The organism is Sedimentisphaera salicampi (assembly GCF_002117005.1).
GTDB classification, from domain to species: domain Bacteria; phylum Planctomycetota; class Phycisphaerae; order Sedimentisphaerales; family Sedimentisphaeraceae; genus Sedimentisphaera; species Sedimentisphaera salicampi.
Map to the genome: position 1 here is coordinate 856,728 of NZ_CP021023.1, position 24,967 is coordinate 881,694.

Consider the following 24,967-nt stretch of genomic DNA (forward strand, 5'->3'; position numbering starts at 1 on the left):
TTTTACGCTGAGCGTCTTTTCCTCATCATTGCTGCAGCGCCTAATCCGAGAAGTGAAAGCGAAGCCGGCTCGGGAACTATCGAAACATTATCAACCTTAACAGCTCCGTTGAAATTGTTATAGGTTCCGTTACTCAATTCAACAGCAGCTAACGCCGCATTTTCGAGCCCCACTGTAGTCTGGCCTGTGAGCGTGTTCCAACTGAACCCCGTATGATCAGTAATCTCTTCTAACACAGTATCCCCAATCCAGTTTTCCTGTTCATCATAGAACTGAAGTCTGAAGAGATACCCTTCAGTCTGGGGGGTCGAGGATATCCATGTAGCATAGTCAATGCTGTAATCAAGCTGCATACCCTGATAAACCGAAAAGCGATCACTGCGTGCGTTAGCCCCATAGTCTTCAGTGTTTTCAAGATTCTCAGCATTAGTGTCCATGTACAACTCACCGTTGTCAAATGTAAGAGTTGCACCGCCCCAGTTGCCTCTTTCCGGCCAATTGTCAGTCCCGTTTGCGAAATCACCATTGGCAATATAATTCGCATGAGAACTAACTGCTATAGCTGCAACAGCAGCTAACATTAAAATACTTTTTACTTTTTCCATTTTTTTACCCTCGAAAAATTAATAAAACAATTTACACAATTTTCTTTACTGTGCTCACACCTTAAAATAAGCGCGAGCACACCTTTAAAAAACGCTTTTGTCTAGTCCTGAGTATAGTTGACAGATATCAGAATAGATGTTAATTAAATTTCAGGAATATTTATGAAAGACAAAAGACCTACAGGCACTCGTTATAGTGAAGCATTTAAGTTGCAAGTGGTAAATGAGCTTGAATCTGGTAAACTCTCATGTATAAATGAAGCCAATATTCGTTATGGAATAGCAGGAAGCCACACCGTTAAGCGTTGGCTTAAGAAATACGGCCGAAACCATTTAATACCAAAGAGGATACGCGTGGAAAGACCAGATGAACATGACCGGTTAAAGCAATTAAAAGCAGAGAACAAAGAGCTGAAAGAAGCTCTCGCAGATGCTTATTTAGAAAAGCTTGTAAGTGATTCTCGATTTGAAGTTACCTGTGAGCAGTTTGGCTTGGACAGTGAAGAAGTCAAAAAAAAACTAGATACGAAACGGCACACAAGGCTTACAAAAGGGCTTCAGAAAAGGAAGAAAAAGTAACCATAACTGAAATATGCTGCGCATCAGGCATAAGCCGCCAGTATTTTTATAAGACTCGTAAAGTGCGTCAAAAGCAGCTTATTGATGAGGCTTTTATAATGGATTTGGTAAACCAGGAGCGTTCCTTGCAGCCTCAATTAGGCTGCAGAAAGCTCTTGTCGCTGATATCTGAGGACTTATCAGAAGCGGGGGTTAGTATAGGTCGAGATCGGTTTTTCGATTTGATGGGCAAGTTTAATAAGCTGATCAAGCCTAAAAGACGCAGCACCTCAACGACTAACAGCCGGCACAGGTTTCGGGTCTATAGTAATAAGCTTAAAGATATGAATCTGCAAGGCCCAAATGAGGCAATTGTAAGTGATATAACTTATATACGCACCGATCAGGGTTTTGTCTATCTTGCTCTTGTAATGGATGCCTTCAGCCGCAAGGTCATAGGTTATGATTGCAGTGATAGTCTTGAGGCCGAGGGTTGTTTAAGAGCCTTGAACCGAGCATTGAAGCAGATCCCCACCTCAGCAAAGGCGGTTCATCATTCCGATCGAGGCTGCCAGTACTGCTGCAATGCTTATATTGATATGCTCCAAGAAGCTGGTATTGGTATCAGCATGACAGAAGATAAACATTGTTATGAAAATGCTAAGGCAGAGCGGCTTAACGGAATAATGAAACATGAATATGGTTTGTGCAATACCTTTGCGAAAAAGGAACATGCCTATGAGGCAGTAAAACAAGCGGTGTTGCTTTATAATACCCGCCGCCCGCATGCAGCATTAGGCTATCGAATACCAGAGGCGGTGCACTTGGCAGCGTGATATATTCCTCCGTTCCGGTCGCCCTTCGGGCTCCCTCCACTACGGAATATATCGTTAAATCGTAATAGAAAAGAGAAAAGAAAAGTGTCAACTTTAAACCAGGACTTGACATTGCTCACTACCTGCTTATCACATCTCCTTTCTTGTCTGCGGCTAATCCTGCCTGCTGTATTGTTGAGAAAAAGCCAAACCCTTCTATTCATAATTTTTACGCTTTCAAAGCCAATCAAATTTTGCCAAATTATGCCGTATTACGCATATGATAAGAGCAGTTTAAAAAATCAAAGCTCATCGAAATCCAAGCCCCTGAAATCACCTCTATTTCTGCCTGAAAAAGGCTGGAGTACTATTAAAAACATTTTTAAGTATTTCATAGCAGGTCTTCGGCCAAGTACGAGGGCTCAGTTTACAAATATAAGAAATATCAACATCTAAATGAAGGCCATTTTGCGTTAATATAAAGCCATTTTCCGCAAATAAAAAAGCTGTTTAATCCTCACAAACATTGCCTATTCTGCCTTAGTTTAATTTCAATCTTCCCCTGCTGAAAAATGCACTCGTTTTACAACCAGCTTTTGGCTATCTCTTCAAGGCTTTTGCCTTTTGTTTCCGGCACAAAGAAAAGAACGAACAAAAATGCTGCTCCGCACACGCCGGCATAAATCCAAAATACCGAGCCTTTAAAGGTTTCAAGCATATAAGGGAAAAACACAGAGACAAGAAAGCAGGCTGTCCACAGACACACAGTGGCAACAGACATTGCTCTGCCTCGAATTTTTGTCGGAAATATTTCAGATATTACTACCCAGACAACCGGCCCCATAGCTACGGCAAATGAAGCAACATAGGTCAATACAAAAAGCAGCACCCATGGGCCTTCAAACTGTTCCATTCGAATTGCCCTGCCGAGCAGCAGCAAACTTATCCCCATCCCGGCACTTGCAATCAACAATAAAGGCTTCCTTCCAAGCTTATCCACAACAGCAATAGCCACAACAGTAAAGGTTAAATTCACAATTCCCACAATAACAGTATCTGAAAGAGCCGATTCCGCTGTCAATCCTGCGTTTTTGAAAATTTCCGGAGCATAGTATAGAACGATATTTATTCCGGTGATTTGCTGGAGGATGGCGAGTCCTGCACCGATAATCAAAGCCATCCTTATCCCGGGTTTGAACAGATCCCAAATCGAGCCGCTCTCCATTGCGATGGTATCCTTTATTTCTTTTAATTCGGCTTCAGCATGCTCACTGCCGCCCACCTTTGTAAGGATATTTCTCGCCTTCTTTTCTTTGCCTGCTTCTGTTAACCACCTCGGACTTTCCGGAACCAAAAAAAGCAAACCAAAAAACAGTATCGCCGGCACCGCTTCCGAGCCGAACATCCATCTCCAGCCGTACTCAACATTCCAAGCTTCGCCGCCCTGGCGAGCAATCATAGTGTTTACAAAATAGACAACCAGCATTCCGCCTATAATGGCAAACTGGTTTAAGGAAACCAGCCGCCCCCTTATTCTGGCTGGGGATATTTCAGCTATATACAAAGGCGACAGCATTGAGGCAGCTCCTACTCCTAACCCACCTACAATCCTGGCGATAATAAAATCAAATAATTGATAAGGCATAGCCGACCACATCGCAGAGATAAAGAACATTCCCCCCGCAAGCATCATAACACGCTTCCTGCCAAAACGGTCGCTAAGCGTCCCTGCAAACATAGCCCCGAAAATACATCCAACAAGTGCAGCGGAGGCAGCCCAGCCGGTCATCATAGAATTCAGTTCAAAACGGGTGCGCAGAAAACCAATCGCACCGGAAATTACCGCTGTATCATAACCAAACAGCAAACCGCCAAGGGCAGCTACTGCCGCAACAACAGCTACGTAACTCAAACTTCCCTGCGATATTGCAGAGGGCTGATTAACAGTATTCATTCCATTTTCAGTCATTTAAAACCTTTAAAAATCTCGCCCAAGCGCCTTGAACATTGCAACGACATTATCTATCGGGACATTGCTTTGTATATTGTGAATCGAAGTGGCTGCGAAGCCATTTTTTTGCTGAAAAATCTCGATTCTTTCAGAAACTTCCCTGTAAACTTCTTCAGGTGTCCCGAAAGGCAGGGTGTTCTGAGTATCAACTAATCCGCCCCAAAAAGTAATATCTTTACCGAAGCGATCTACTAGCTCCTGCGGTTCCATCCCTGCAGCCGAACATTGTACAGGATTAAGAATATCAAACCCGGCTTCTATGAACTCCGGAATCAATTGCTTTACGGCTCCGCAGGAATGAATAAACACCTTCCATGAAGTATTTTGATGTATAAAATCATTAATCGCTTTATGAAACGGCTTATACAAATCACGGTAAGCCTGCGGTGAAATGAACAGCCCTGTCTGCATTCCGAAATCAGTGCCGGTGGTAAAAACCGCCTGTACATCATCTCCGAGAGCTTCTGCAAGCAGCCCAAGATTTTCGAGGGCTATCTCGCATTGTTTTTCAAAGACTGCATAGACATAATCCCGCCTCGCAACAGTTGAAACATACCATTCTTCGACATCCCTAATGCCGGGAGTGTGTTTCATCCCCACAGCCGGAATCATAGCAATATCGCCAAACGGCGTACCCGGAGAGGTAAGAACCGCCCCTTTCCCACGTTCTGCGGCAGCTTTGGCTTCCTTCTTATAATACTCTATATCACTCTCCGAAAGTACACCGAACTCAACACAGTTATCCGCCGGATTAAGCTTTTCTTCATCTATCGGCTCTTGACGGCAAATTGCATCAAAGTAAAACCCATCCTTCGGCATATGACCGCTTGGAGGGACTGATGTATCACCTTGCGGGTGAAGGAATAAGCCTCCCTCACCATCCGGTGTTACATTGAAATCACCCGGCACGAGGACTTCTGTTCCGTCAAATAGCGTAAACGGCTTCCAGTCTTTATTTTCAAAGCCAAACATATTCTTTGGCCCAAAGACACCCATAACATCAATCCCCAAGGCCTCCATCAGTTTACTGTCCAGCTCACCAAGCATCTGGTAAGGCTCTATAACTTTGACACGATAATCCTTTTCACCAAGCACGGTCTGACGCAATTTTGATAAAGTGCTAACTGCGATGCCCGTTACGGCTGTAGCTCCAAAGTCCACACATACCTGATCAACGGGTTCGTGATTTAATGTTTTTTGAAGACGCTGTCGAGAATTCAAAGCATCTTTTGGCATACGTATCTCCCTTTGCTTGATTTCACTGTAAAGAAATCATTTAACTTTCAATATCTTCATAATTTGCGGGCAGCGGCCGAATAATTATTTACTACCTAACTTTAAAGCTCACATCGCCTTCTTTAATTTCTTCAAAAGGACCCGGGGTTGGATTGCCCTTACTTCTTTGAGCTTTTAAATAATCGGTATCAACTTTTAGATTAGAGCCGTCACAGTCCAGATAAGGCAAGTCTGAAATTTCAGTTCTGCCAAGAATTTCTGTAGTAATCAGCATAGTATCCGCTGAAACCGCAGACTCGGGAAACGCCAGCTCTATATTACTATCATCTCTGGAAAGCTTTAACTCAGGGTCGAAGTCCTGTAAGACAATCGGATTTTCCTCGCTCTCAGAAGCTTCAGCCCCATTCAGGAAGACATTTCCGCCCATATATACCGGCAGAATCGCCTTGTCGTAAGATGCAAGGCCATCGCCGCCAATGAAGATGTTGTTGTAAAAACGATTGTCTCCGTTTTTGATGTTGCTCAGCCCTGCAATTTCCGTGGAATGAGGCTTATGATAAGGCGTTTCACGGTTGAACTCAGCACTTCTAAAAATCTCTCCAGCGAACAAATTATGGACGTACGCCCCGCCCTGCGAATTGTCATAAAATGCTCTGCGTGAAAGAAGGATGTTATTATCAACAACAAAAGGCCCGTGATTAACCTCAACAAACAAATCCTCATAGACATCATTATCGTGGAATAAATTACGCGTTACCCGAGTTCCCTGAGTCATCCAGTCCAGCCACATTCCTCTTGCCGTACGGTAGATATGATTATCGCTGATCAAACAATCAATTGGAGCATGCAGTTTAATGCCTGCCATTTCAGCCCCGGAAAACAGCTGCCGGACGTGAATATCGTGAATTTCATTATCCTTGATCGTGCTGAAAACAGCGCCGAGACTGCCGACCAGCCCCGCCTGCTCGCAGTGAGAAATGGTATTTTTGCGCACTGTATGATGGCCGATATTATTTTTCTCCCATCCATTATCTTTTGCACGTTTAATTGTTTGAACATAACCCACTGCAGTGTCTTGGGAGGTGTTATCCCATTTATCTCCATACTTCCCAAGCGTAACACCTGTACAGGTTGAGTAGCTGATTTGGTTATTCTCTATTAGCCAACCCTTGCTCCAATGCGTTCCAATCAGTCCGATCTGTTCGGCCGTCGGCGGAGCCCAAGGTGTAGCAGCGTGCATCAATTTGAAGCCGCGTACAGTGATATAATTTCTCCCTGGCTTTTCAGGGTAAAAAACAGTCTGGCGCACATTGATCTCAACCTGCTCCCTGTTGGGGTTTACATCCTTGAACTGTGCCCAGATCGTTGTTTGTGAATCGCTCACTTCGGCATACCATAAACCTGAATTAGAAGAGTTCATTTCGGGGCTCCACAGAGGATTCTTAACAGGCTTTGAACCGCTGCTTAGAAAAACTAAGCAAATGGTCTGATTTCCGCTTACGGGTTTAATCCGGGCGGTAAAGCTGTCCCAAGACTGCCATCCAGCGGTATTTGGTATATCAGCAGTTCCCAGGAGCTTCCCTTCCGGAGAATCCAGACGAATCTCTATAAGGCCGCCAGTAGTGTCTGAAGCTGCACCGAAAGTTATCTGGCCGGCATTCTCTCCAAAATCAACATCATACCGCGCCCAGTCGCCATGCTGGATAAAAGCAATGCACTGACCTCCCTGAGATGCAGGCTCCTTTCTAACCCCATGCTGGGTTGAGAAATCGGCGGCGGGAATTTTCTCTCCCCCCTCAGGCTTAATCCAGTTCACATTCAACAGATAAGAAGAGGGCTGACGATATGCCCAGATGGGCTGTTTTTTCACAGGCTGCAAAACTTGGGACTTCTCAGAAGCTTCGGTTAGCCAATGACCGTTCAGATACACCGCACCGGTATGGTGTTCCCGGCCTCTCGCATCAAACCAGTCTCCTGAAATCAGATCATCATAAGGATTGAATCCACCAAAAAAACTGTTGGGCTTGGTTATCTTCCATGTGTCATTCTGAACCTTTTCCCAATCGGTAACCCGCTCTGACCCTTTGATCACAACATCCTCGCCTGCAGCTGCCTGATACACAATACGCCTCTTATTTGATTCACCCCCTCGCGGCGGATTGATCCGCTCACGGTAAACTCCTTCGTGAACAGTTATCACATCACCTGGCTGAGCAATCTTAGCGGCTGCGGAAATTGTTTTAAAAGGGGCATTTAAAAAGCCCTCATTGCTATCACTGCCGTCTTTAGAGACGTGATACTGCTGCCCTGCGGCTATTGAGCAGAGCATAAAAGCAGCCGCCAAAGATAAATTTACCTTGGATTTAGATATCACATTCATTTGTTATTATCCCTTCCCTTATTTAGCATTAATTTTTTGAGATCAGTATTGTTAAACAACCGCTTTACCGACTGCAATTAAACAGCAGCTAATTGCCTGCGTTTAACCAATTTTCAGCAAGGACGCGCAAGTCATAGGTATCGTAGATGGTCTGCCATTCCTGAGCTATTGCAGAGAGGTCGAGCAAGTTCACGCTGCCGTCTTTGCTGAAATCTCCCGGGTTATATGAGGGCTTGAGCGAAACGTTATCAATCCTGAAACCGCCCTTCCAATCGTTCGGCCATCCTCCGCGGAAACGAAGCTGCACATATTCTGTACCATCCGGCAGGTTTATGCTGCCCTCGTTCAAAGTAGAAACATCAGCCCAGTCTCCCTGAGTTCTCAGTATGTCCAACCACTCCTGACCGAGCCAGCCGCCCTCTGCTTCGCCCAGTTCATTGTAAAACATAATCTGCAGCAGAGGAGAATGCCCCGCAGATGTCTCCTGCCAGATGCCGGAGTTGAAACTGTATGTCAGATTTGCCCCTGAAGGCACCTTGACTAATGGGCTCTGAAGCTGGGCGCTGCCCTCTGTCTGGGTTTCAATGTACATAAAATGATTTCCCCCCTCTTCGATGAGGCTCGCTTGCCCGCCATTGTCTCCATCACCCTGCCAGCAAATCCAGCCGTCCTCAAAATCGCCGTTTATTATCAGGTTTGCATAGCCGGAACCAGTATCTGAGAAATTCCATTGAGCTTTGGAGTCTTCATCAGAAGACTCTGTAAGAGTTACAGAACCGGATTCAACTTTCAGCCTGCTTTTGAGCCCTGCTCTCTGCATACCCACATTTTCCAGGAAAAAGCTTTCATCTATTTGAATCAACTGCCATTTGACGAAATTATCATTCTGATTATCCCGCACAAGACCAACATCGCGGCGGATTTCTGATGCGCTTAAACGAGACCTTTGGCCTGCATCTCCAGCGTCAATATTATCAATGTAATAAAATGCTCCTGTGGGACGGAATTTCCATTGTGTGAAAGCTCCAGTATCATTTGGTGAAGTTGTGTTGAGCTTGCCGTCAATTACAGCCATCCTTGCGGTCTCTCCGCTATTATCAACATACTGAGAGTAATAAGGGGGATTGCGGTCGCCCCAAGTAAGCTCTGCATGCCAGTGGGCATGGGAGCCCATCGTAATTGTTTTTCGGACAGATGGGCCAAAATCGTTTATAAAAACGTCTCGATTTGTGCTTATAAACTCCCATTTCGAATTTTTTGCATTTCTCTCGCTGGAACCGGCAAACAGCCAAACCCTGTTTTGGAGATCCCTGTAAACACTTGTACCGCTCCATGTTACCTCGTCCATCTGATAAGCAATCCTCTTGCCCTTACAGGCTTGAATAAATCTTCCTGCCGCAGGGACTACATTGTCCCAGAAAACCCCGCCTTCGCCAGGCCTGTCTCCGCTTAAATCGGCCTGAATCATAATTTCTGCAAAACTGTGTACTTCAGGATTAACAAAAGGCTTGCCGTCATTATGTACCCACTCAATGAAACCTTTAAAAGAATCAACAGAGCCGTTTATAACGTGCGTGCCGCCGATGTCTGTGTAGCCCTGGGTTGCAGAGTACCAGTTGTAAGCTGAATCCGAAGATAAGGTGGACGGGCCGAGCAATGGTACACTGTCAAGCTGGCCGCGACTGCGAAACTCCGCCATTACAGCCGCCATATTCTGCGGGCTGCTGTAGGGGTACTCCCAGTCCGGCTCATTGATAACCTCAACAAAATCCCAGCGGTCTATGGAGTATCCATAATTGTCTTCAATATAATTTATCATTGCCACTGCACCATCGACGGTGCGTTCCGGAATAATCAGTCCATCAGAACCGACATACCAATCGTGTAAATCGGATTTCGCTGTCAGATGCATTCCCAGATTGGCGCCCGGCGCTCGCATTGCCTGATCCATTGCCCTGTCAACAAAATCTTTCATTGTTTGAGTAAGAAGCGGCTCTCCTGCCGCATCATAATTCAGCGGCTCAACGGCCAGGAAATTAATGCGGACAACATCGAAATCATCATGGCCGATTTGCGTAATTGCCTCTTCCATATTCCAGCCGTCTATCCAGGTCTGGTCCATACCCCAGTAATCAAGGCGTTTGGTAACCCCAGGGTCGGTGAGGTCAAAATATAAGGGTAAAGCGCCTTCGGATGGGTTAAGTTTGCCTTTGGCGTTGAGCTTAACGTTTCCGATACGCGCGCCGCCTTCCCACGGGTTATGTAAACCGGCAGAGAAAACAACATCCATATACTTTGTTCCAGAGGGAGCTTGAAAATCACCGCTGTTTTGAGTGAGTATTCCCCACCAGTCACCGCTATCTTTCTGGACATCAAACTTCACCTGGCCAATCATATCTCCATGGTCTTTGGAGCCGTAGAACCTCACTTGAAAAACGGGATGAAGCTCTGAGGTGGTCTGCTGCCAGATACCGGAATTGAAATTGAAGCTGAAATCCGATACAGGCGGAACAGCAAACAGATTGCTTCGGATATCCTGAGCTCCCATACCGCCGCCATTTTCCAGGCGTCCGCAAAGCATATCAGGCTTTTGGGGATGGTTAGCGTTTTCAACCCATGCGTTTGTGCTGAAATTCCAGTAATCACGCTGAGCCGAAAAATCATCATTAGGAATCAAATCCGCCTGCGATAATGCAGCTGCGGCAAAAAATACTACAAAACACGGCAACTTTTTCATTAATTAATTCTCCTACGAGTTTTAGCGGTAATTTTTTTATACCAGCTATAAGAACATTGCCTGCCTTAATCAAGAATCGGCTTTCAAAATCGCTGCTTCTTTAAGACATATTCCAAAAACCGCTTGCCGGATATGCTCAGAAACTGTGGACAAATGATCGCCTCTGGTTTTCTGGTATATCCGGCAAAAACGGCTTTCAGATTTTTTAATTCCCAGCCGGCCAAGCAAGGTCTTTATTACTCAGCCGGAGCATAATCCTATTTTACGGTTATGCTTTCTTTCAGCTCAATATCAGCAGATGATGAGCCGATCAGAATTTCAAATTCACCGGGCTCAACAATGAATGATTTCGTCTTGCTGTCCCAGTAATTCAGGTCGCCGATCTCAAGGTCGAATGATATAGTTTTGCTTTGCCCAGACATAAGATTAACCTTCTTGAATCTCTTAAGCTGCCTTTTTGGCTGGTAAACTGGAGATTCCACATTGCTCGCATACAGCTGAACTACTTCAGCCCCTTCCTTTGAGCCAATATTCTCAAGAGTAAACTTTACAGTAACATTATCCTCTTCATTAACATACCTCTTGCTTATGTTAATATCGGAATATGCGAAATCAGTATAGCTTAGACCATAGCCGAACGGATAGAGCGGCTTGCCATCAAAATACATATAGGTTCTTCCGTGCTGAGGCTCATAATCGTCCCAAGGCAGGAGCTGATCATCGGAGGCGAAGAAAGTTGCAGGGAGCTTGCCGGAAGGAGAATTCTTGCCGAACAATATATCTGCCAAGCCATTACCTCCCTGCTCGCCGGGATACCACATATTAACAATTGCAGGAATATTTTCGTCCATCCACGTAATCGCCATAGGGCTTCCGATTTGCAGAACAACAACGATATTCTGATTTACCTCGTAAACCTTCTTGAGAAAATCAAGCTGCTCGGAAGGGAAGGCAAGCGTGTTTTTATCCCTGCCCTCAAATTCGTATCTCTGGTCCAGTCCCAAAGCTACAACGACAAGGTCGCTCTTTTCAGCGAGCTCAAGCTCATTTTCCAGGATCTCAGCGGGGTCGATATCCGGCTCCCGCCAATAAAGGTGTACCTGTGCTCCGCCGGCATCTTCTCTGTATTCGAGCTTTAAATCGTATTCTTCGCCGGCTTTAAGCCTCACTTTAGATTTAACCACACCGATCTGGAATTGCCATCTATCTAAGACAAGCTTTCCATCAATGTAAAGCCTTACGCCGTCATCAATATTCTCAGTAAGGAAGGTATGAACGCCTGTCTGATTAGGAATCAGCTTGCCTGAGTAAACAGCGGAGAAATTATCATAAGGTATCATAGGGTCAGGAGAGGAGCTGCCCCAGTCGAAATCAACAGTTCTCACTGTCCTTACAAATGGTTTCCCTTGGAAATCCGGAGTTGGGTAATATTCAGCCCTTAATCCGTGCTCTCCTTCTTCTTCTGTTGGAGGTCTGTAGTTTGAAGTTGGAATCACAGACTTCATATCGTCCATAGCGATGGAAGATCTAACATGCTTGACCGCTATGGATTGCCCCGAGCCGTTTTTCAAACCTTCCAAAACCGAAACATCGCCACCGACAGGTGTTCCCGAATACCCGCCGACATAATTCTCTGTTGCGTGAGTACCGAGAACCGCTACTCTCTTTACCCTCCCGGTGTCTATCGGGAGAAGCGGCTTACCATTTACGTTGTCATTTTTCAACAGAACGATAGACTCTCGTGCGGCCTGTCTGGCAAGCGAGATGTGCTTATCGCAGCCCACCACAGACTTGGAGATCTTTGAAAACGGCACCTCTTCAGGTGGATCGAAGAATCCAAGCCTGAACAGGGTTCTCAGATTCGGATAGAGGGCTTTGTCAAGCTGCGAATCATTTACCATACCCTTATCATAAGCCTCGATAATATATTTCGGGAAGTCCGGGCGAAAGTCATCAATCACGTTTACACCGGCCTCAATCATAGGTTCAACCGTTTCCGGCGCAGTGCCGTAAATCCGGTGAGACTGCACCAGATCACCCGGAACCCCAACATCGGTAACAACGCTTCCATCGAATCCCCATTGATAACGAAGAAGCCCTTCAAGCAGCCATTTGTTTGTGCTGCAGGGGATGTTGTTGATGCCGTTATACGCACTCATTATGGATTCGGCCTTTGCCTCGGTAACAGCCTTCTCGAAAGCCGGCAGATAATATTCACGCAGAGCCCTTTCGCTGATAAACGGACGGGTTGAATGACGCTTTGCCTCTATATTGTTAGCTACAAAGTGCTTGGGTGTGGCTGCAACCTTCAAATATTTTGGATGATCCCCTTGGAGGCCGGTGATGAATGAATAGCCCATACAGCCTGTAAGATAAGGGTCTTCGCCGTAGGTTTCTTCGGTTCTGCCCCATCTCGGATCACGGGCGATATTGATAGTAGGGCTCCACATCGTCAAGCCTCTGTACTGAGTGTTTCTGGCGGGGTCGGAATTGTATTTTCCCCTCGCCTCATCGGATATCGCCGATGCTATTTCGTGCATCAGATCGGTATTCCATGTAGAAGCAAGAGCTATTGCCTGCGGGAAGACCGTTGCCTTGCCGGCACGTGCAACACCATGAAGGCATTCGTTCCACCAATGAAAACTCGGTATTTCGAGCCTTTCAACGCCTCTGGTATTCATAACCATCTGCCACGCCTTTTCTTCTACAGTCAGCCGAGAGAGCAGGTCATCTATCCTGTCTTCAACTTTAAGCTCAGGATTTCTAAAAGGATACTCATAACTCTCCGCGTAAACAAATGAGCTTATCAAAAATGCACTAACAATAAGAACCATTACCTTCTTCATATCTGCTCCCATATCGAAATTGAATTTTACTTTTTTTTAATTTTTCAATTAAAACCGATTTATAAATCTTTGCCGCTTTTACAAAATAATATTTTATTAGATGTAGCCATTGAGGATGTTTTCAAGCATTTCCTGCCTGCCGCTTTGCAGTTCCGGCTCGCCGTTTTCGATCGTATATTGCTCAAGCTTTTCGAAATCTGCTTTGCCAGACTCAATCTCAGCTCCTAAGCCGGCATCCCAGCCTGCATAGCGTTTCTTGAGGTTCTCAGCGAGTGATCCGTCGTTGATCATTTTTTCGGCAATCTTGAGCCCCCTTGCAAAGCAGTCCATAGCTGCAATATGGGCATAGAAAAGATCAACCGGATCGATAGACTGCCTGCGCAGCTTGGCATCGAAATTCAATCCGCCTGAAGTAAACCCGCCTGCCCTGATGATTGTGTACATTGCAAGTGCGCTGTCGTATAGGTTTGTGGGGAACTGATCGGTATCCCAGCCGAGCAGCATATCGCCGCGGTTGGCATCAACAGAACCCAGCATACCGTTAGCAGCTGCATACTCAAGTTCGTGCTGGAAGGTATGTGCGGCAAGGGTAGCATGGTTTGCCTCGATATTCAGCTTGAATTCATTTGTAAGGTTGTACTTCTGGAGAAATGCCATACAGTTGCCGGCATCAAAATCGTACTGATGCTTTGTGGGCTCTTTTGGCTTGGGCTCAATGAAAAGATCGCCTTCAAATCCTATCTTCTTCTTATGGTCAACTGCCATATTCATAAACATTCCCATATGGTCGAGCTCACGCTTCATATCTGTATTGAGCAGGGTATCATAGCCCTCTCTGCCGCCCCAGAACACATAGCCCTGACCGCCAAGTTCGTGCGTAATTTCCATTGCCTTTTTCACCTGACTGGCCGCATAGGCAAAGACCTCAGGCGAGGGGTTGGTTGATGCGCCGGCAAGGAATCTTCTGTGGCTGAAGGCGTTGGTTGTTCCCCAAAGCAGCCTTAGCCCTGTATCACCCTGAAGCTTTTTGGCAAGGGAAGCCATCTCATCGAGCCTCTTGTTTGTTTCGGCAAGATTATCCGCCTCTGGAGCGATGTCCCTGTCGTGAAAACACCAGAAATTTACGCCGAGCTTTGTGAAGAACTCAAAAGCGGCGTGCATTGTATCTTTGGCAGCCTGCATCGGCTCGCTGGATTGATTGTAATTGCGGATCATAGTTGGGCCGCCAAACGGATCATCGCCCAACCCCTTAAAGGTATGCCAATAGCAGACGGCAAAACGCAAATGGTCTGCCATTTTCTTTCCGAGCACAACTTCCTCGGGGTTGTAGTGTCTGAATGACAGCGGATCTTTTGATTCCGGCCCCCTATACTCAATCTTCTTTACTTCTGGGAAAAACTGATTCATTTTCTACTCCTCTTTATTTAAGGTTTCTGTCCATTTTTCGTATGCTTCATTATAAGTTTGTATTAATTTTTGGTCTGGCTCAATTCTTTTTGTACATTCCAAGCCTTCAAACGCTTCATCAAAGCCTTTATATATGCCGAGCCCAATGCCGGCAGCCCTCGCTGCACCCTGAGAGCCGTCTGTATTGTACAATTCTAATGCTGCACCGGTTACGTTAGAGAAGGCCTCGCAGAAAACAGGGCTTAAAAACATATTTGCATTTCCTGCCTTGATCTTTTGGGGCCTAACATTCATATTCTTCATTATTGAAAGACCGTAATTCATAGCGAAAGCGATCCCTTCCTGGGCAGCACGGAAAATATGCAGCTGGCTGTGAACGTTGAAATTGATTCCGCTGATCGCCCCGCCTGGCCAGCTGTTGCCGAGAATACGCTCAGCACCGTTTCCGAAAGGTATTATCGAAAGACCTTCGCTGCCGGCAGGGATTTCTGAAGCTAATTTATCTAACTGAGCATAGTCCATACCAGAGGCGATATTGTTTTTCACCCAGCTGTTCAAAATGCCCGCTCCGTTTATGCAAAGCAAAACACCGTATCTCGGTCTGCTATGCTGATGGCTTACGTGAACAAAGCTGTTTACTCGAGACTGCTCATCATAAGCAGGTGCATCTGAAACGCCGTAAACAACGCCGGAAGTGCCCGCTGTGGCAGCTATCTCGCCCGGCCTGAGTACATTGAGCGAAAGCGCATTGTTGGGCTGATCTCCTGCACGGTAACATACTTTAGTGCCTGCTGTTAGACCCAGCTCGGCGGCTGCTGCGTTAGTTAGCTCTCCCTGCTGCGAAAATGCAGGCAGGGCATCAGGCAGCAATCCTTCATCTATTCCGTAATAGTTCAATACAGATTCTGCAAGACCGCCCTTTTGGAAATTCCAAAGGATCATCTCAGAAAGGCCGGACTCGGTGGTGAAAATCTCGCCTGTCAATTTCATAGCTATATAGTCGCCGGGAAGCATAGCCTTATAGATTCTGCTGTAAATCTCAGGTTCGTTATCCTTCACCCACTTCAATTTTGATGCAGTGAAGTTTCCAGGTGAGTTGAGAAGGTTTTGCAAACACATTTCTTGACCCAGCTCTTCGAATGCCCTGCTGCCGATCTCAACCGCCCTGCTGTCGCACCATATTATTGAGTCTCGAAGCGGGGCAAGCTGTTTATCAACTATCACAAGTCCGTGCATCTGGTATGTAATGCCTATTGCCTTGATATCAGGGGATTCTATTTCAGCTTTTGAAAGCAAATCGGCTGTGGCTTTTTTTAAATTATCCCACCACATCTCCGGGGGCTGCTCAGCCCATCCGGATTTGAGAGAACGAATCTGCATTTCGCACGACGGTGCTGTTGACGAAGCTGCCGGCATCCCTGATTCCGCATCAAGGAGTGTGGCTTTTATTGAAGATGTGCCACAGTCATAGCCCAAAAGATACATATACGGCTCCTAAGTAAATTCCATATTAGCAATAGCTTATCATAACCAGGCTTTGACAGGAAGACCACTTTGCGTTAAAATTCTGCCAGTTTACGCAAAAGCACAGGGAGGCTGACACTATGAAAAAGGTACTGATAATCGTTGACACCTCAAGGAATACGGGCAGGCAGCTTCTTGCCGGCGCCGAGAAGTTCATTAGAGCCTTTGACCGCTGGCAGGTGCATACCAAACCGCCTGAATACCTTGACAGCGGGCATGAAATTCCTTACAACCTGAACAGATTTGACGGTTTTTTTATATGCGATGCCAAAAACATATCAAGAATCCTTAAAACAGACAAGCCCAAGATCATCAATTACATAGACGAAAAAAACAGCCCAGGAGCAATATCTATAATAACCGATTCTGAGATGATCGGAAAAATGGCCGCGGACTATTTCTACTCACTGGGATTTAAGAATTTCGCATATTGCGGATTTGAGAATATTCCGTGGTCTGAAAAGAGGATGCGGAGCTATGAGAAGCAGGTGCTCAGCTGCGGGGTCGAAAAGATATTCATCTATAAAGACAGTGCAGCGTTTTTAGACAGAAAAGCACCGGTTGTAAGCTGGCTCCAGAGCTTGCCCAAACCAATCTGTATATTCGGCTGCAACGATGACAGAGCCATCTACATTATGGAAGCCTGCAAGATCGCAGGTATCAGCGTTCCGGAGGAGGTGGCTGTGCTGGGCGTTGATAACGACGAGCTCGTATGCAACCTTTCCTCGCCCCCGCTCTCCAGCATCCTGCTGAATTTCGAGACGGCCGGATTTGCCGGAGCTAGAGTTCTCGGGAGTTTAATGAGAGAACAAAGGCACAATGAGAACATAAATGTTCAGCCTGTGGAGATTGTTGAGAGGCAGTCAACGGAGGTTCTTGCTGTTGACGATAAAGAGGTTGTGGCGGCGTTGATTTTTATCCGCAATAACTTCCACAAATTGATTCAGGCAAGTGATGTTGTAGAGGCGACAACGCTCTCAAGACGTTCGCTGGAGTATCGATTCAAAAGCCAGCTCAACAGAACGATAAAAGAGGAAATTGACAGGTTTCGAGTGAAGCATATCAGGAAATCACTTAGTGAAACGGACTTTCCTGTTTATCAGATAGCTCAAAGCCTCGAATTCACTGCGCCGGAGCATTTTTCTCGCTATTTCAAAAATATTACCGGCGAATCACCAAGTGAATTCAGGAAACGAGTGAGCAAAGCAGAATGATCAGCACTAACTTTTTTCCATCGCTGTTCAGCAGCGATTATTCAGTGATGGTTTCCCTGATGCAATATAAGCCGGCTGAATAAACGCAGTGCAAAGATGAAAAAATCTTTCAAACAGAATAAAGGTTTATCGCTTATGTAAAATACAGCTGGGGCTCTTCACTCCTATAGCTATTCTGAGATCTTCCTTCTTCTCATTAAGATTCCGCCTATGCCTAGTAGAGCCAAAGTAGCGGGCTCAGGGACGATTACAGTTATAAAGTCCTGATAGTCTTTGCCGCTTTTTACAGGCACGTAAACAGTACCTTGAGGGAAGTAGTCTGAGGGAGTATTAACTGCCTCGGCAGCCAGTTGGTCGAACTCAGAAATAATCAAGTCTGTTATATCAGATGACCAATCACCGTAATAGTCATCAGAGGCAAATGCAGTAAAATCGCCTTCGGTAAGGCTGTAACTGTCGTGATTGGTTTCAAAATTTATTTCCCACACAAGGAGCTGAATAGCGCAGCCGTAAACTTGCCTCTCAGTAACCTGCGGGCCGTTATCGGGCATTTCGGTGCTTTTATTAAATATTTCCTTGTAAAGCTGGTCTGATACGTACCCAACTCTTCTCATAACCTGCTGGGTGTATCCGTCAAAATCAAGCGGATTAAGAGCTTCTTCTACTACGAGCTCCTGCGGATCACCTTCTCCGTAAGGCCCTGCACCTTGGAAAAACTCGATACAGCTGCCGGGCGTTATATACTGGCCATCTCCCCGCCAAACGTGCGTTCCTGTTTGAAAATCCCCTACGTATATTTCAGGAGGAACTTCGCACTTAAGAGATTCACTTGATTCAACGCCAACAAAATCAAGATACTGGTAAGCTGCAAAAATATTACAGCAAAGCAGCAAGAATACAATTAAAACAGGCCTTGCCATCTCTTACACCTTCTTTTCGAAAAACTATATAAGCAAGTAATTGCAGGCTGCAACCTAAAAATGGGCAGCTAAATAGTATGATACTTCTTTTTTTTAAAAATACAATACGTGTTATTACCTGATTATAGCCAATATTCAGCATTTCTGAGATATTGCTGCCGGGCGAGGGCGCTTAGATGCCTTGCCGCCATTAAAAGCAAAAACACGAATTTTATATCTTTTTAATAAATTGGATTCTCAAAAACAGCAAAGCCAGTTATTGAGTGAGCGGCTTCAAACCGAATTTGATCACCGGGTCAACGAATACCCCCCAATCGTATGAAGTTCCGTCGTCCTTGTCTGTAATTGCGAGAGTTAAGAATCGGGAGTTTTCATCTAATGGAACTGAAATTTTCCTGTTGAGGAAATCATTTGTCCCGGGCTGGAAACCGTCTGAGACAACTTCGCCGTCAACAAGCACCCAATACCTGAATGCACCTGTCCCAGAGCGATTTATTGCAGTCTGGTAAATCGTCTGAAAGAAAGACGGCTGAAGCGAAGGGTACTGATTTCTCAAAGCCTGCAGGTCAAAGGTGATCCCTGAGTTGGAGTGCATAAAGATTACCGGATCATCATATCCTGTTTCAACCTCTGCAAACCCGACTCCTAATTGATTATCAGAAGTATTCCAAACAATAGACTGACTGCTTACAGGTGCCCAGAAGGCGCTTTGACTGTTAGAAAAGGATTTAAAGGCTACTCCGGAAGTGCTTATTTTACACCCGTTTTTGTCTTTATACGGCACAAAAACTGAATCTATAAATTTACTCTCCACCTTTTTGAATGTATCCTGCGCCAACCGCCAGCCATTATGGCAGTCTTCAAGGTGCTTAATTTCTCCATCAACTAAGTCCACAGCCTTATTGCCGCTTTCATACTCAAACCCATTTTTGTCTGATACAGCCGCTGAAAGAGAAAAATCTTCTCCTCGCCAAACAAAATTATCTTCGGAAGAAAAATAACGAATATAACCGGTTTCAGGGTAATCTATTTCATTTATACTCTCATTATCATCAAATTCCACGGCCTGATACTGACCTAAAATTTCACTGAACCGCTCTGCGTGCTGCCGTTCACGTTGGCCTTTATTGGATTCTAACTCCACCCTTCCTTTATGAACATAAACCTGACAGCCGGCAAGATGACCGACATTTACGCCAAACTGAGTGCTGAGGTCTTTTATTACGGCATTCTTTGTTTTCACGATAAATCCTTTACCATCTGGCGGTACATTCGCATTAAGGCGGCCGTATTCAAGGATTATTTTATTGGAGTCTGCGAGAGTAAACATAGCCGGGGCTTCTAATATTGCCTCAGTGCCCTTTTCGAATTTTATCTTTAATGCACCCTCAGAAAGCGAATAGTTACCTGCTTTGAGCCCTTCATCCGGATTCAGATGCCCCTTAGAAGAATATGCACCAAGACTGTCCTGAACAAAGGCAACCTGCGGTTTGTAGATGAAATTGGCGTATATAAATAAAAACAACATTGCCGCTGCACCGGCAATAGCTGTGCAAAGATTGATTTTTGAAATATTCCTTTTCTGTTTATTTTCGTTAGCAACGGCAGATTCCGCCCTTTTGCTTTTAAGCGAACTATGATTTTCGTTTTCGTGTTTGTTTTTATTGATTGGCCGAGCTGTTTTTTGCTCTTCTAAGATTCTGTTAACAGCATTTTCATCAATATTTAGTTCCTCTGCAAAACTCAAGTCTTCGCCCGTTTCTATTAAGTTTTCGATAATTCGGCTGCCGTCATGAGAGCTCATCATGGAATAAATTTCCATAAAACGGAGATAATAATAAGCAGCATCTGAATCTGATCTGACCGTTTGAAGGAGTTCCGCCCTTTCTCTATCGCTCAAATCGCCCTCGATGGAAGATACAATTTTATTATAAAGTTTAAATATGTCTTCTTTTTTCATCCCTGCTCCCATTGTTTTAAGGTTCTTTCGATGCAGCTCTCGAGCATAGTATAGATGTAAGCCATACGTTTATATACTGTATTTATAGAACGCTCTGTATCTCTTGCAAAATTCTTTAAACTTGTTCCCTTAGTAAACCTGGCCTTTATCAACCCCTTATCATTGTCGCTGAGTTTGCTTATGCATCCGTTAAGAGCAGAGAGTTTCAAATTTTCCTGTTGAGAACTAAATCCGAAATTACTCCCAATATCTTCTAGAAGTTCATTATCAATAAGATTAGAAAAACGTTTTTTGCTGCGATAATGCTCAAAAACCTTATTACGGGCGACAGTGCATGCCCAACTGAAAAAATTTGTACCTTTTTCGTAATTATCAAATTTTTCCCACATTAGTAATGCAGAATCCTGAAGAACATCATCTGCCTCGGATTTGTTTGGCACAAAAGTCAATATGTAACAATACAGTCTGTTGTTGCAATCTAAAAATAACTTCAAAAATTCATCTTTTTTTTGCATAGCATCCTCATAATAAATCCTTCATTACCTTATGATTCAGATTAAGCAGTTTGGTAAGAAAAATCTTTTTTTGCAGGAAAGTATTTAAAAAGATATCAATATCCTGCAAAAAATCATCTCTGAAGGAACAAAATCGAGGATAAACTAACCGCTTAAAATCAGCCAAACAGCGGAAGAATATGGCGATTATATATGTTGTTCGTAACATTTCTGGAGATGCAGTTTTCGTATTGATCCAGCGCAAGAGTATATTCTTCTCCCATTTCAGCAGCAATCTTATAGCCAACATGCAGCAATTGACGCATATCTGGACTGAAACCCTTCGAATCGGGCTCATGCCGGATAGCATCAGCGAATTTATCCGAGCCCCAGCGTTGAATCTCTCCTTCAATTATCTAATCCGCTGTTGAAAATCTTCTGGCAGTTTGCTCAAGGGCACATTTGTCACAGTCACAATCGCACCAGGGGCGACCACGATAGGCTGTTTCTCGGCCATCGGACGAATCAGGTTTGGGGCGTAAGGAGACGCGAATTCAACTTCGGTCCAACGCATACCTGGCCAGTGAATGTTTAATTTCATTGGTTTTGCAGAACGATTCAGGGCAACCAGTGTTGCCAGATCGTTGTCGTCTTTGAAAGCAGTTACCAAAAGATCGTCCTGATCGCTTACGGCGTCCACCCGAATCATGCCTTCTTTGATGCGGCGTGAATAGGCGCCGAAGATGCGAAGCTGATTGCTTGAGGGCTTGGGCATAAAACCTGCTTCGGGCGTGCTGACAAATAGAGAACGTGTCGCCCCATAACTGTTCTGTTCAACATTCAGAAGTGTCCAGCAATAGCCGATCATGATCGCATCGGTGATGGTTAGATTTTTGTGATACAACTGCCCCATGGTCATCGCAACACGATAGCTGTCCACCTGGTAGCGGTTATCGTTGATTGACAGCTCCGTTGAAATAAAGGGGCGGTCTTTGACTTTGGAATGCCATTGTTTCATGATCGCATCGAACCGGTCCGGATTTCGAAAATGGTTTTGGTAATCATACATATTAACCGCCCCATAGTCGATCGCAGACCAGACGTTTGGATTATCGACAGACAGCTCGACACGGTCGAGACCGTCTTTTATGGAGGTTGCATTGGCCATATGAATTTTTACATCTGAAAAACCAGCCTCATTGAGCGCTTTACGCAGGGCGGGCACAAATCGATTTGCCCTGTCTTCGCTCATATACACCTCGTTCTGGACACCGACAATGCGCGGCGGACGACCTGTTCGAGCCTGAGCAATTTTACAGTATTCGACCATAGCCTCGGCATAGCGGTCTTCATCATCTCCAACCCAAACAGGAAAATCCCAAAATTCAAACATCACAAAACCGCCCAGTTCCTGAATCAGTTTGTTGTAATCGAAATCGCTGATCTCGCCATTGGGAAAATTATCGCCGTAATAGTGAGCTTTGGCGTATTCAATCTTGTCCCAGTTATCCATTGCTTCGTTCAGAACGCCGCCAATCGGATATTCCCGCTGAATCAACAGATTGTAAGTTTTGACCCACTCCCACAAACGACGTTTGCCCTTTGTACTCAATTCCTTATAAGCTGTGGGGATTGCGATGCCGCCCCATCCGAGCATCTTCTGGTATTCCTGATCGGGGCAGACCTTCACCGAAGCGTTGATGGGTTTGGGCGAAAGCATTCGTGCCTCGATCCGCCCCTGTCCCTGAGTGCGGATCTGATGTCGTCGGATGTCCTCGAGCATCATGGTATCAAGCACTTGGTCTCCGTTGAGAAAAAGTCTCAATGTCAGGGTGTGGTCAATGCTGACGGTAATCGCTGCGGGCTGGGAATCCACCGTAAAGGAGTGTTTGTTATGAAGTAATTCCGGATGTCGGCTCGGTTTCGAAGCGGGAATATTGAACCCATAAGAATCATAATAGCTGCAGTGAAACTTGATGGTATTGCCTTCCAGAACGATGGTAAATCCCATCCGCGGGCCGGTAAATATCCACTCCACGCGGCGTCTTTGGTCAACGTCGTCGAGCAGCAGTGTGCGGTTAAAAATTGAAGGCAGCGGCTCATAAAAATACTTTCGCTCATTCGGCTAATAACCGCCCCATCCTCTGCGATCAATCTGACCGACGCCGAGTGTAAACGGTTCGCTGAGCTGCCCAGAAGGCTGCTTCCATTTGGATAACCGGACCCTCTCAGAACGCTCGCTTGTCGGCTGCAACGAAACGGAAACTGCCTCGGCCAAGGGCACACAACCCCGATCGGCCACAAGCCAGCAGTCCAGATTCACGTGCGACGGATTGAGCGGCCGGAGCGAAACCTTGTACGAACCTTCGGCAAGTTTATCAGGCAGCGGAACTGTCAAGTCCTGGTTTAAAGTTGACACTTTTCTTTTCTCTTTTCTATTACGATTTAACGATATATTCCGTAGTGGAGGGAGCCCGAAGGGCGACCGGAACGGAGGAATATATCACGCTGCCAAGTGCACCGCCTCTGGTATTCGATAGCCTAATGCTGCATGCGGGCGGCGGGTATTATAAAGCAACACCGCTTGTTTTACTGCCTCATAGGCATGTTCCTTTTTCGCAAAGGTATTGCACAAACCATATTCATGTTTCATTATTCCGTTAAGCCGCTCTGCCTTAGCATTTTCATAACAATGTTTATCTTCTGTCATGCTGATACCAATACCAGCTTCTTGGAGCATATCAATATAAGCATTGCAGCAGTACTGGCAGCCTCGATCGGAATGATGAACCGCCTTTGCTGAGGTGGGGATCTGCTTCAATGCTCGGTTCAAGGCTCTTAAACAACCCTCGGCCTCAAGACTATCACTACAATCATAACCTATGACCTTGCGGCTGAAGGCATCCATTACCAGAGCAAGATAGACAAAACCCTGATCGGTGCGTATATAAGTTATATCACTTACAATTGCCTCATTTGGTCCTTGCAGATTCATATCTTTAAGCTTATTACTATAGACCCGAAACCTGTGCCGGCTGTTAGTCGTTGAGGCGCTGCGTCTTTTAGGCTTGATCAGCTTATTAAACTTGCCCATCAAATCGAAAAACCGATCTCGACCTATACTAACCCCCGCTTCTGATAAGTCCTCAGATATCAGCGACAAGAGCTTTCTGCAGCCTAATTGAGGCTGCAAGGAACGCTCCTGGTTTACCAAATCCATTATAAAAGCCTCATCAATAAGCTGCTTTTGACGCACTTTACGAGCCTTATAAAAATACTGGCGGCTTATGCCTGATGCGCAGCATATTTCAGTTATGGTTACTTTTTCTTCCTTTTCTGAAGCCCTTTTGTAAGCCTTGTGTGCCGTTTCGTATCTAGTTTTTTTTGACTTCTTCACTGTCCAAGCCAAACTGCTCACAAGTAACTTCAAATCGAGAATCACTTACAAGCTTTTCTAAATAAGCATCTGCGAGAGCTTCTTTCAGCTCTTTGTTCTCTGCTTTTAATTGCTTTAACCGGTCATGTTCATCTGGTCTTTCCACGCGTATCCTCTTTGGTATTAAATGGTTTCGGCCGTATTTCTTAAGCCAACGCTTAACGGTGTGGCTTCCTGCTATTCCATAACGAATATTGGCTTCATTTATACATGAGAGTTTACCAGATTCAAGCTCATTTACCACTTGCAACTTAAATGCTTCACTATAACGAGTGTTTGTAGGTCTTTTGTTTTTCATAAATATTCCCGAAATTTAATTAACATCTATTCTGATATCTGTCAACTATACTCAGGACTAGACAACGACTGCCCATCGCCACTGGTCATTCTGATATCCCCAGCCGTCGGAACCCGGCAGAATAATTTGCCCCAGCGAAGTGTCGTTGAGCTTAAACTCAAACGGTACACCTGAAGGGCAAGCATAACGCAGGCAGAAAACCGGATTGTTGACCGGTGAAGTTATACTGAACTCCCACTGCACCGGCGGCGACTGGCTGCCTCGCACCCCCAGCACAATACCGGCGCTGGATTGTTGGGCTTTGCGCGTGTCTATTGCAATGCCCTTTTGGGTATTTATATCTTCAGCATCCTCAGCTTCCACCCATACGGCCGCTTTTGATTTTAACCCACAAAACAACACATCTGAGAATGCAAAATTGCCCGCAAACAGCAAAGTACTTAAGACGAGAAAATATGCCTTCATCCGTTTGCCCTTTCTTTTGTTCCTTAGAATTAAAAATCAAGCTTAAAAATGACATTGTGAG

19 protein-coding genes and 1 pseudogene are annotated in these 24,967 nt (G+C 45.2%); 3 read left to right on the forward strand and 17 right to left on the reverse strand.

The genetic code is table 11. The annotated features are described in order from the left end of the window. Positions 1-2: 2 nt before the first annotated feature. Complete coding sequence (locus tag STSP1_RS03165) at positions 3-605, reverse strand: PEP-CTERM sorting domain-containing protein (protein ID WP_085754960.1); 603 nt, start codon at positions 603-605, stop codon at positions 3-5. Between the two features lie 162 nt (positions 606-767). On the opposite strand from STSP1_RS03165, the gene STSP1_RS03170 reads away from it, so the two are divergent. Both STSP1_RS03170 and STSP1_RS03175 read left to right on the forward strand, forming a co-directional pair. Next, entirely contained in the window at positions 768-1,184 is a 417-nt protein-coding gene (locus STSP1_RS03170) for a hypothetical protein (RefSeq protein WP_085754961.1), read from the forward strand. Then, a pseudogene (locus tag STSP1_RS03175) lies at positions 1,172-1,999 on the forward strand (IS3 family transposase); the annotation flags it as partial. The gene STSP1_RS03170 and the pseudogene STSP1_RS03175, both read left to right, overlap by 13 nt. A 562-nt stretch (positions 2,000-2,561) precedes the next feature. Here the strand turns inward: STSP1_RS03175 and STSP1_RS03180 are convergent. The 7 genes from STSP1_RS03180 to STSP1_RS03210 form a co-directional block, all read right to left on the reverse strand. Continuing rightward, the gene (locus STSP1_RS03180) at positions 2,562-3,947 is read right to left on the reverse strand and encodes a sugar porter family MFS transporter (RefSeq protein WP_226997501.1); all 1,386 of its coding nucleotides are present in this window, start codon (positions 3,945-3,947) and stop codon (positions 2,562-2,564) included. Between the two features lie 9 nt (positions 3,948-3,956). Next, positions 3,957-5,225: a uroporphyrinogen decarboxylase family protein gene (locus STSP1_RS03185; protein ID WP_226997502.1), complete on the reverse strand. Its 1,269-nt coding sequence runs from the start codon at positions 5,223-5,225 to the stop codon at positions 3,957-3,959. A 91-nt stretch (positions 5,226-5,316) separates the two neighbouring features. Continuing rightward, positions 5,317-7,605 (reverse strand): carbohydrate-binding protein, encoded by a 2,289-nt coding sequence (locus tag STSP1_RS03190; RefSeq protein WP_085754963.1) that lies wholly within the window; start codon positions 7,603-7,605, stop codon positions 5,317-5,319. Between the two features lie 88 nt (positions 7,606-7,693). Next, positions 7,694-10,342 carry a hypothetical protein gene (locus STSP1_RS03195; RefSeq protein ID WP_085754964.1) on the reverse strand — a complete coding sequence of 883 codons (2,649 nt, stop codon included), beginning with the start codon at positions 10,340-10,342 and terminating at the stop codon, positions 7,694-7,696. Positions 10,343-10,599: 257 nt separating this feature from the next. Beyond that, positions 10,600-13,188, reverse strand: coding sequence for a beta-glucosidase (locus tag STSP1_RS03200; protein ID WP_161491585.1), 2,589 nt, complete (start codon positions 13,186-13,188; stop codon positions 10,600-10,602). A gap of 96 nt (positions 13,189-13,284) precedes the next feature. Beyond that, positions 13,285-14,595 (reverse strand): xylose isomerase, encoded by a 1,311-nt coding sequence (xylA, locus tag STSP1_RS03205; RefSeq protein ID WP_085754966.1) that lies wholly within the window; start codon positions 14,593-14,595, stop codon positions 13,285-13,287. Between the two features lie 3 nt (positions 14,596-14,598). Further along, positions 14,599-16,080: a xylulokinase gene (locus tag STSP1_RS03210; protein ID WP_085754967.1), complete on the reverse strand. Its 1,482-nt coding sequence runs from the start codon at positions 16,078-16,080 to the stop codon at positions 14,599-14,601. A gap of 119 nt (positions 16,081-16,199) precedes the next feature. Here STSP1_RS03210 and STSP1_RS03215 point away from each other — a divergent pair, with 119 nt between their 5' ends. After that, complete coding sequence (locus tag STSP1_RS03215; protein WP_085754968.1) at positions 16,200-17,333, forward strand: DNA-binding transcriptional regulator; 1,134 nt, start codon at positions 16,200-16,202, stop codon at positions 17,331-17,333. A gap of 170 nt (positions 17,334-17,503) precedes the next feature. Here the strand turns inward: STSP1_RS03215 and STSP1_RS03220 are convergent, their stop codons facing one another. The 9 genes from STSP1_RS03220 to STSP1_RS03265 form a co-directional block, all read right to left on the reverse strand. Continuing rightward, positions 17,504-18,253 carry a PEP-CTERM sorting domain-containing protein gene (locus STSP1_RS03220; RefSeq protein WP_085754969.1) on the reverse strand — a complete coding sequence of 250 codons (750 nt, stop codon included), beginning with the start codon at positions 18,251-18,253 and terminating at the stop codon, positions 17,504-17,506. 256 nt (positions 18,254-18,509) lie between these two features. Continuing rightward, complete coding sequence (locus tag STSP1_RS03225; protein ID WP_161491586.1) at positions 18,510-20,213, reverse strand: FecR domain-containing protein; 1,704 nt, start codon at positions 20,211-20,213, stop codon at positions 18,510-18,512. Then, positions 20,210-20,728: a sigma-70 family RNA polymerase sigma factor gene (locus STSP1_RS03230; protein ID WP_085754971.1), complete on the reverse strand. Its 519-nt coding sequence runs from the start codon at positions 20,726-20,728 to the stop codon at positions 20,210-20,212. The genes STSP1_RS03225 and STSP1_RS03230 overlap by 4 nt, the downstream gene beginning before the upstream one ends. 158 nt (positions 20,729-20,886) lie before the next feature. Continuing rightward, complete coding sequence (locus tag STSP1_RS12445) at positions 20,887-21,033, reverse strand: hypothetical protein (RefSeq protein ID WP_161491587.1); 147 nt, start codon at positions 21,031-21,033, stop codon at positions 20,887-20,889. An 86-nt stretch (positions 21,034-21,119) separates the two neighbouring features. Then, entirely contained in the window at positions 21,120-22,718 is a 1,599-nt protein-coding gene (locus STSP1_RS03240; RefSeq protein WP_123806963.1) for a hypothetical protein, read from the reverse strand. Positions 22,719-22,832: 114 nt separating this feature from the next. Then, the gene (locus STSP1_RS03250) at positions 22,833-23,126 is read right to left on the reverse strand and encodes a hypothetical protein (RefSeq protein ID WP_123806964.1); all 294 of its coding nucleotides are present in this window, start codon (positions 23,124-23,126) and stop codon (positions 22,833-22,835) included. A gap of 84 nt (positions 23,127-23,210) precedes the next feature. Continuing rightward, a complete protein-coding gene (locus tag STSP1_RS03255; RefSeq protein ID WP_161491588.1) occupies positions 23,211-24,104 on the reverse strand; it encodes an IS3 family transposase in 894 nt (297 codons plus the stop codon). Continuing rightward, positions 24,082-24,441 (reverse strand): transposase, encoded by a 360-nt coding sequence (locus STSP1_RS03260; RefSeq protein ID WP_085754976.1) that lies wholly within the window; start codon positions 24,439-24,441, stop codon positions 24,082-24,084. The genes STSP1_RS03255 and STSP1_RS03260 overlap by 23 nt, the downstream gene beginning before the upstream one ends. Positions 24,442-24,498: 57 nt before the next feature. Beyond that, positions 24,499-24,906, reverse strand: coding sequence for a hypothetical protein (locus STSP1_RS03265; RefSeq protein ID WP_085754977.1), 408 nt, complete (start codon positions 24,904-24,906; stop codon positions 24,499-24,501). Positions 24,907-24,967 lie beyond the last annotated feature (61 nt).

Coding starts and splice junctions, on each gene's coding strand:
- STSP1_RS03240 (WP_123806963.1), bottom strand. CDS start 22,718: ATGGGATTTACCATCGTTCTGGAAGGCAATACCATCAAGTTTCACTGC.
- STSP1_RS03180 (WP_226997501.1), bottom strand. CDS start 3,947: ATGACTGAAAATGGAATGAATACTGTTAATCAGCCCTCTGCAATATCG.
- STSP1_RS03185 (WP_226997502.1), bottom strand. CDS start 5,225: ATGCCAAAAGATGCTTTGAATTCTCGACAGCGTCTTCAAAAAACATTA.
- STSP1_RS03230 (WP_085754971.1), bottom strand. CDS start 20,728: ATGCAAAAAAAAGATGAATTTTTGAAGTTATTTTTAGATTGCAACAAC.
- STSP1_RS03215 (WP_085754968.1), top strand. CDS start 16,200: ATGAAAAAGGTACTGATAATCGTTGACACCTCAAGGAATACGGGCAGG.
- STSP1_RS03220 (WP_085754969.1), bottom strand. CDS start 18,253: ATGGCAAGGCCTGTTTTAATTGTATTCTTGCTGCTTTGCTGTAATATT.
- STSP1_RS03165 (WP_085754960.1), bottom strand. CDS start 605: ATGGAAAAAGTAAAAAGTATTTTAATGTTAGCTGCTGTTGCAGCTATA.
- STSP1_RS12445 (WP_161491587.1), bottom strand. CDS start 21,033: ATGCGTCAATTGCTGCATGTTGGCTATAAGATTGCTGCTGAAATGGGA.
- STSP1_RS03195 (WP_085754964.1), bottom strand. CDS start 10,342: ATGAAAAAGTTGCCGTGTTTTGTAGTATTTTTTGCCGCAGCTGCATTA.
- STSP1_RS03260 (WP_085754976.1), bottom strand. CDS start 24,441: ATGAAAAACAAAAGACCTACAAACACTCGTTATAGTGAAGCATTTAAG.
- STSP1_RS03200 (WP_161491585.1), bottom strand. CDS start 13,188: ATGAAGAAGGTAATGGTTCTTATTGTTAGTGCATTTTTGATAAGCTCA.
- STSP1_RS03265 (WP_085754977.1), bottom strand. CDS start 24,906: ATGAAGGCATATTTTCTCGTCTTAAGTACTTTGCTGTTTGCGGGCAAT.
- STSP1_RS03170 (WP_085754961.1), top strand. CDS start 768: ATGAAAGACAAAAGACCTACAGGCACTCGTTATAGTGAAGCATTTAAG.
- STSP1_RS03190 (WP_085754963.1), bottom strand. CDS start 7,605: ATGAATGTGATATCTAAATCCAAGGTAAATTTATCTTTGGCGGCTGCT.
- STSP1_RS03210 (WP_085754967.1), bottom strand. CDS start 16,080: ATGTATCTTTTGGGCTATGACTGTGGCACATCTTCAATAAAAGCCACA.
- xylA (WP_085754966.1), bottom strand. CDS start 14,595: ATGAATCAGTTTTTCCCAGAAGTAAAGAAGATTGAGTATAGGGGGCCG.
- STSP1_RS03225 (WP_161491586.1), bottom strand. CDS start 20,213: ATGAAAAAAGAAGACATATTTAAACTTTATAATAAAATTGTATCTTCC.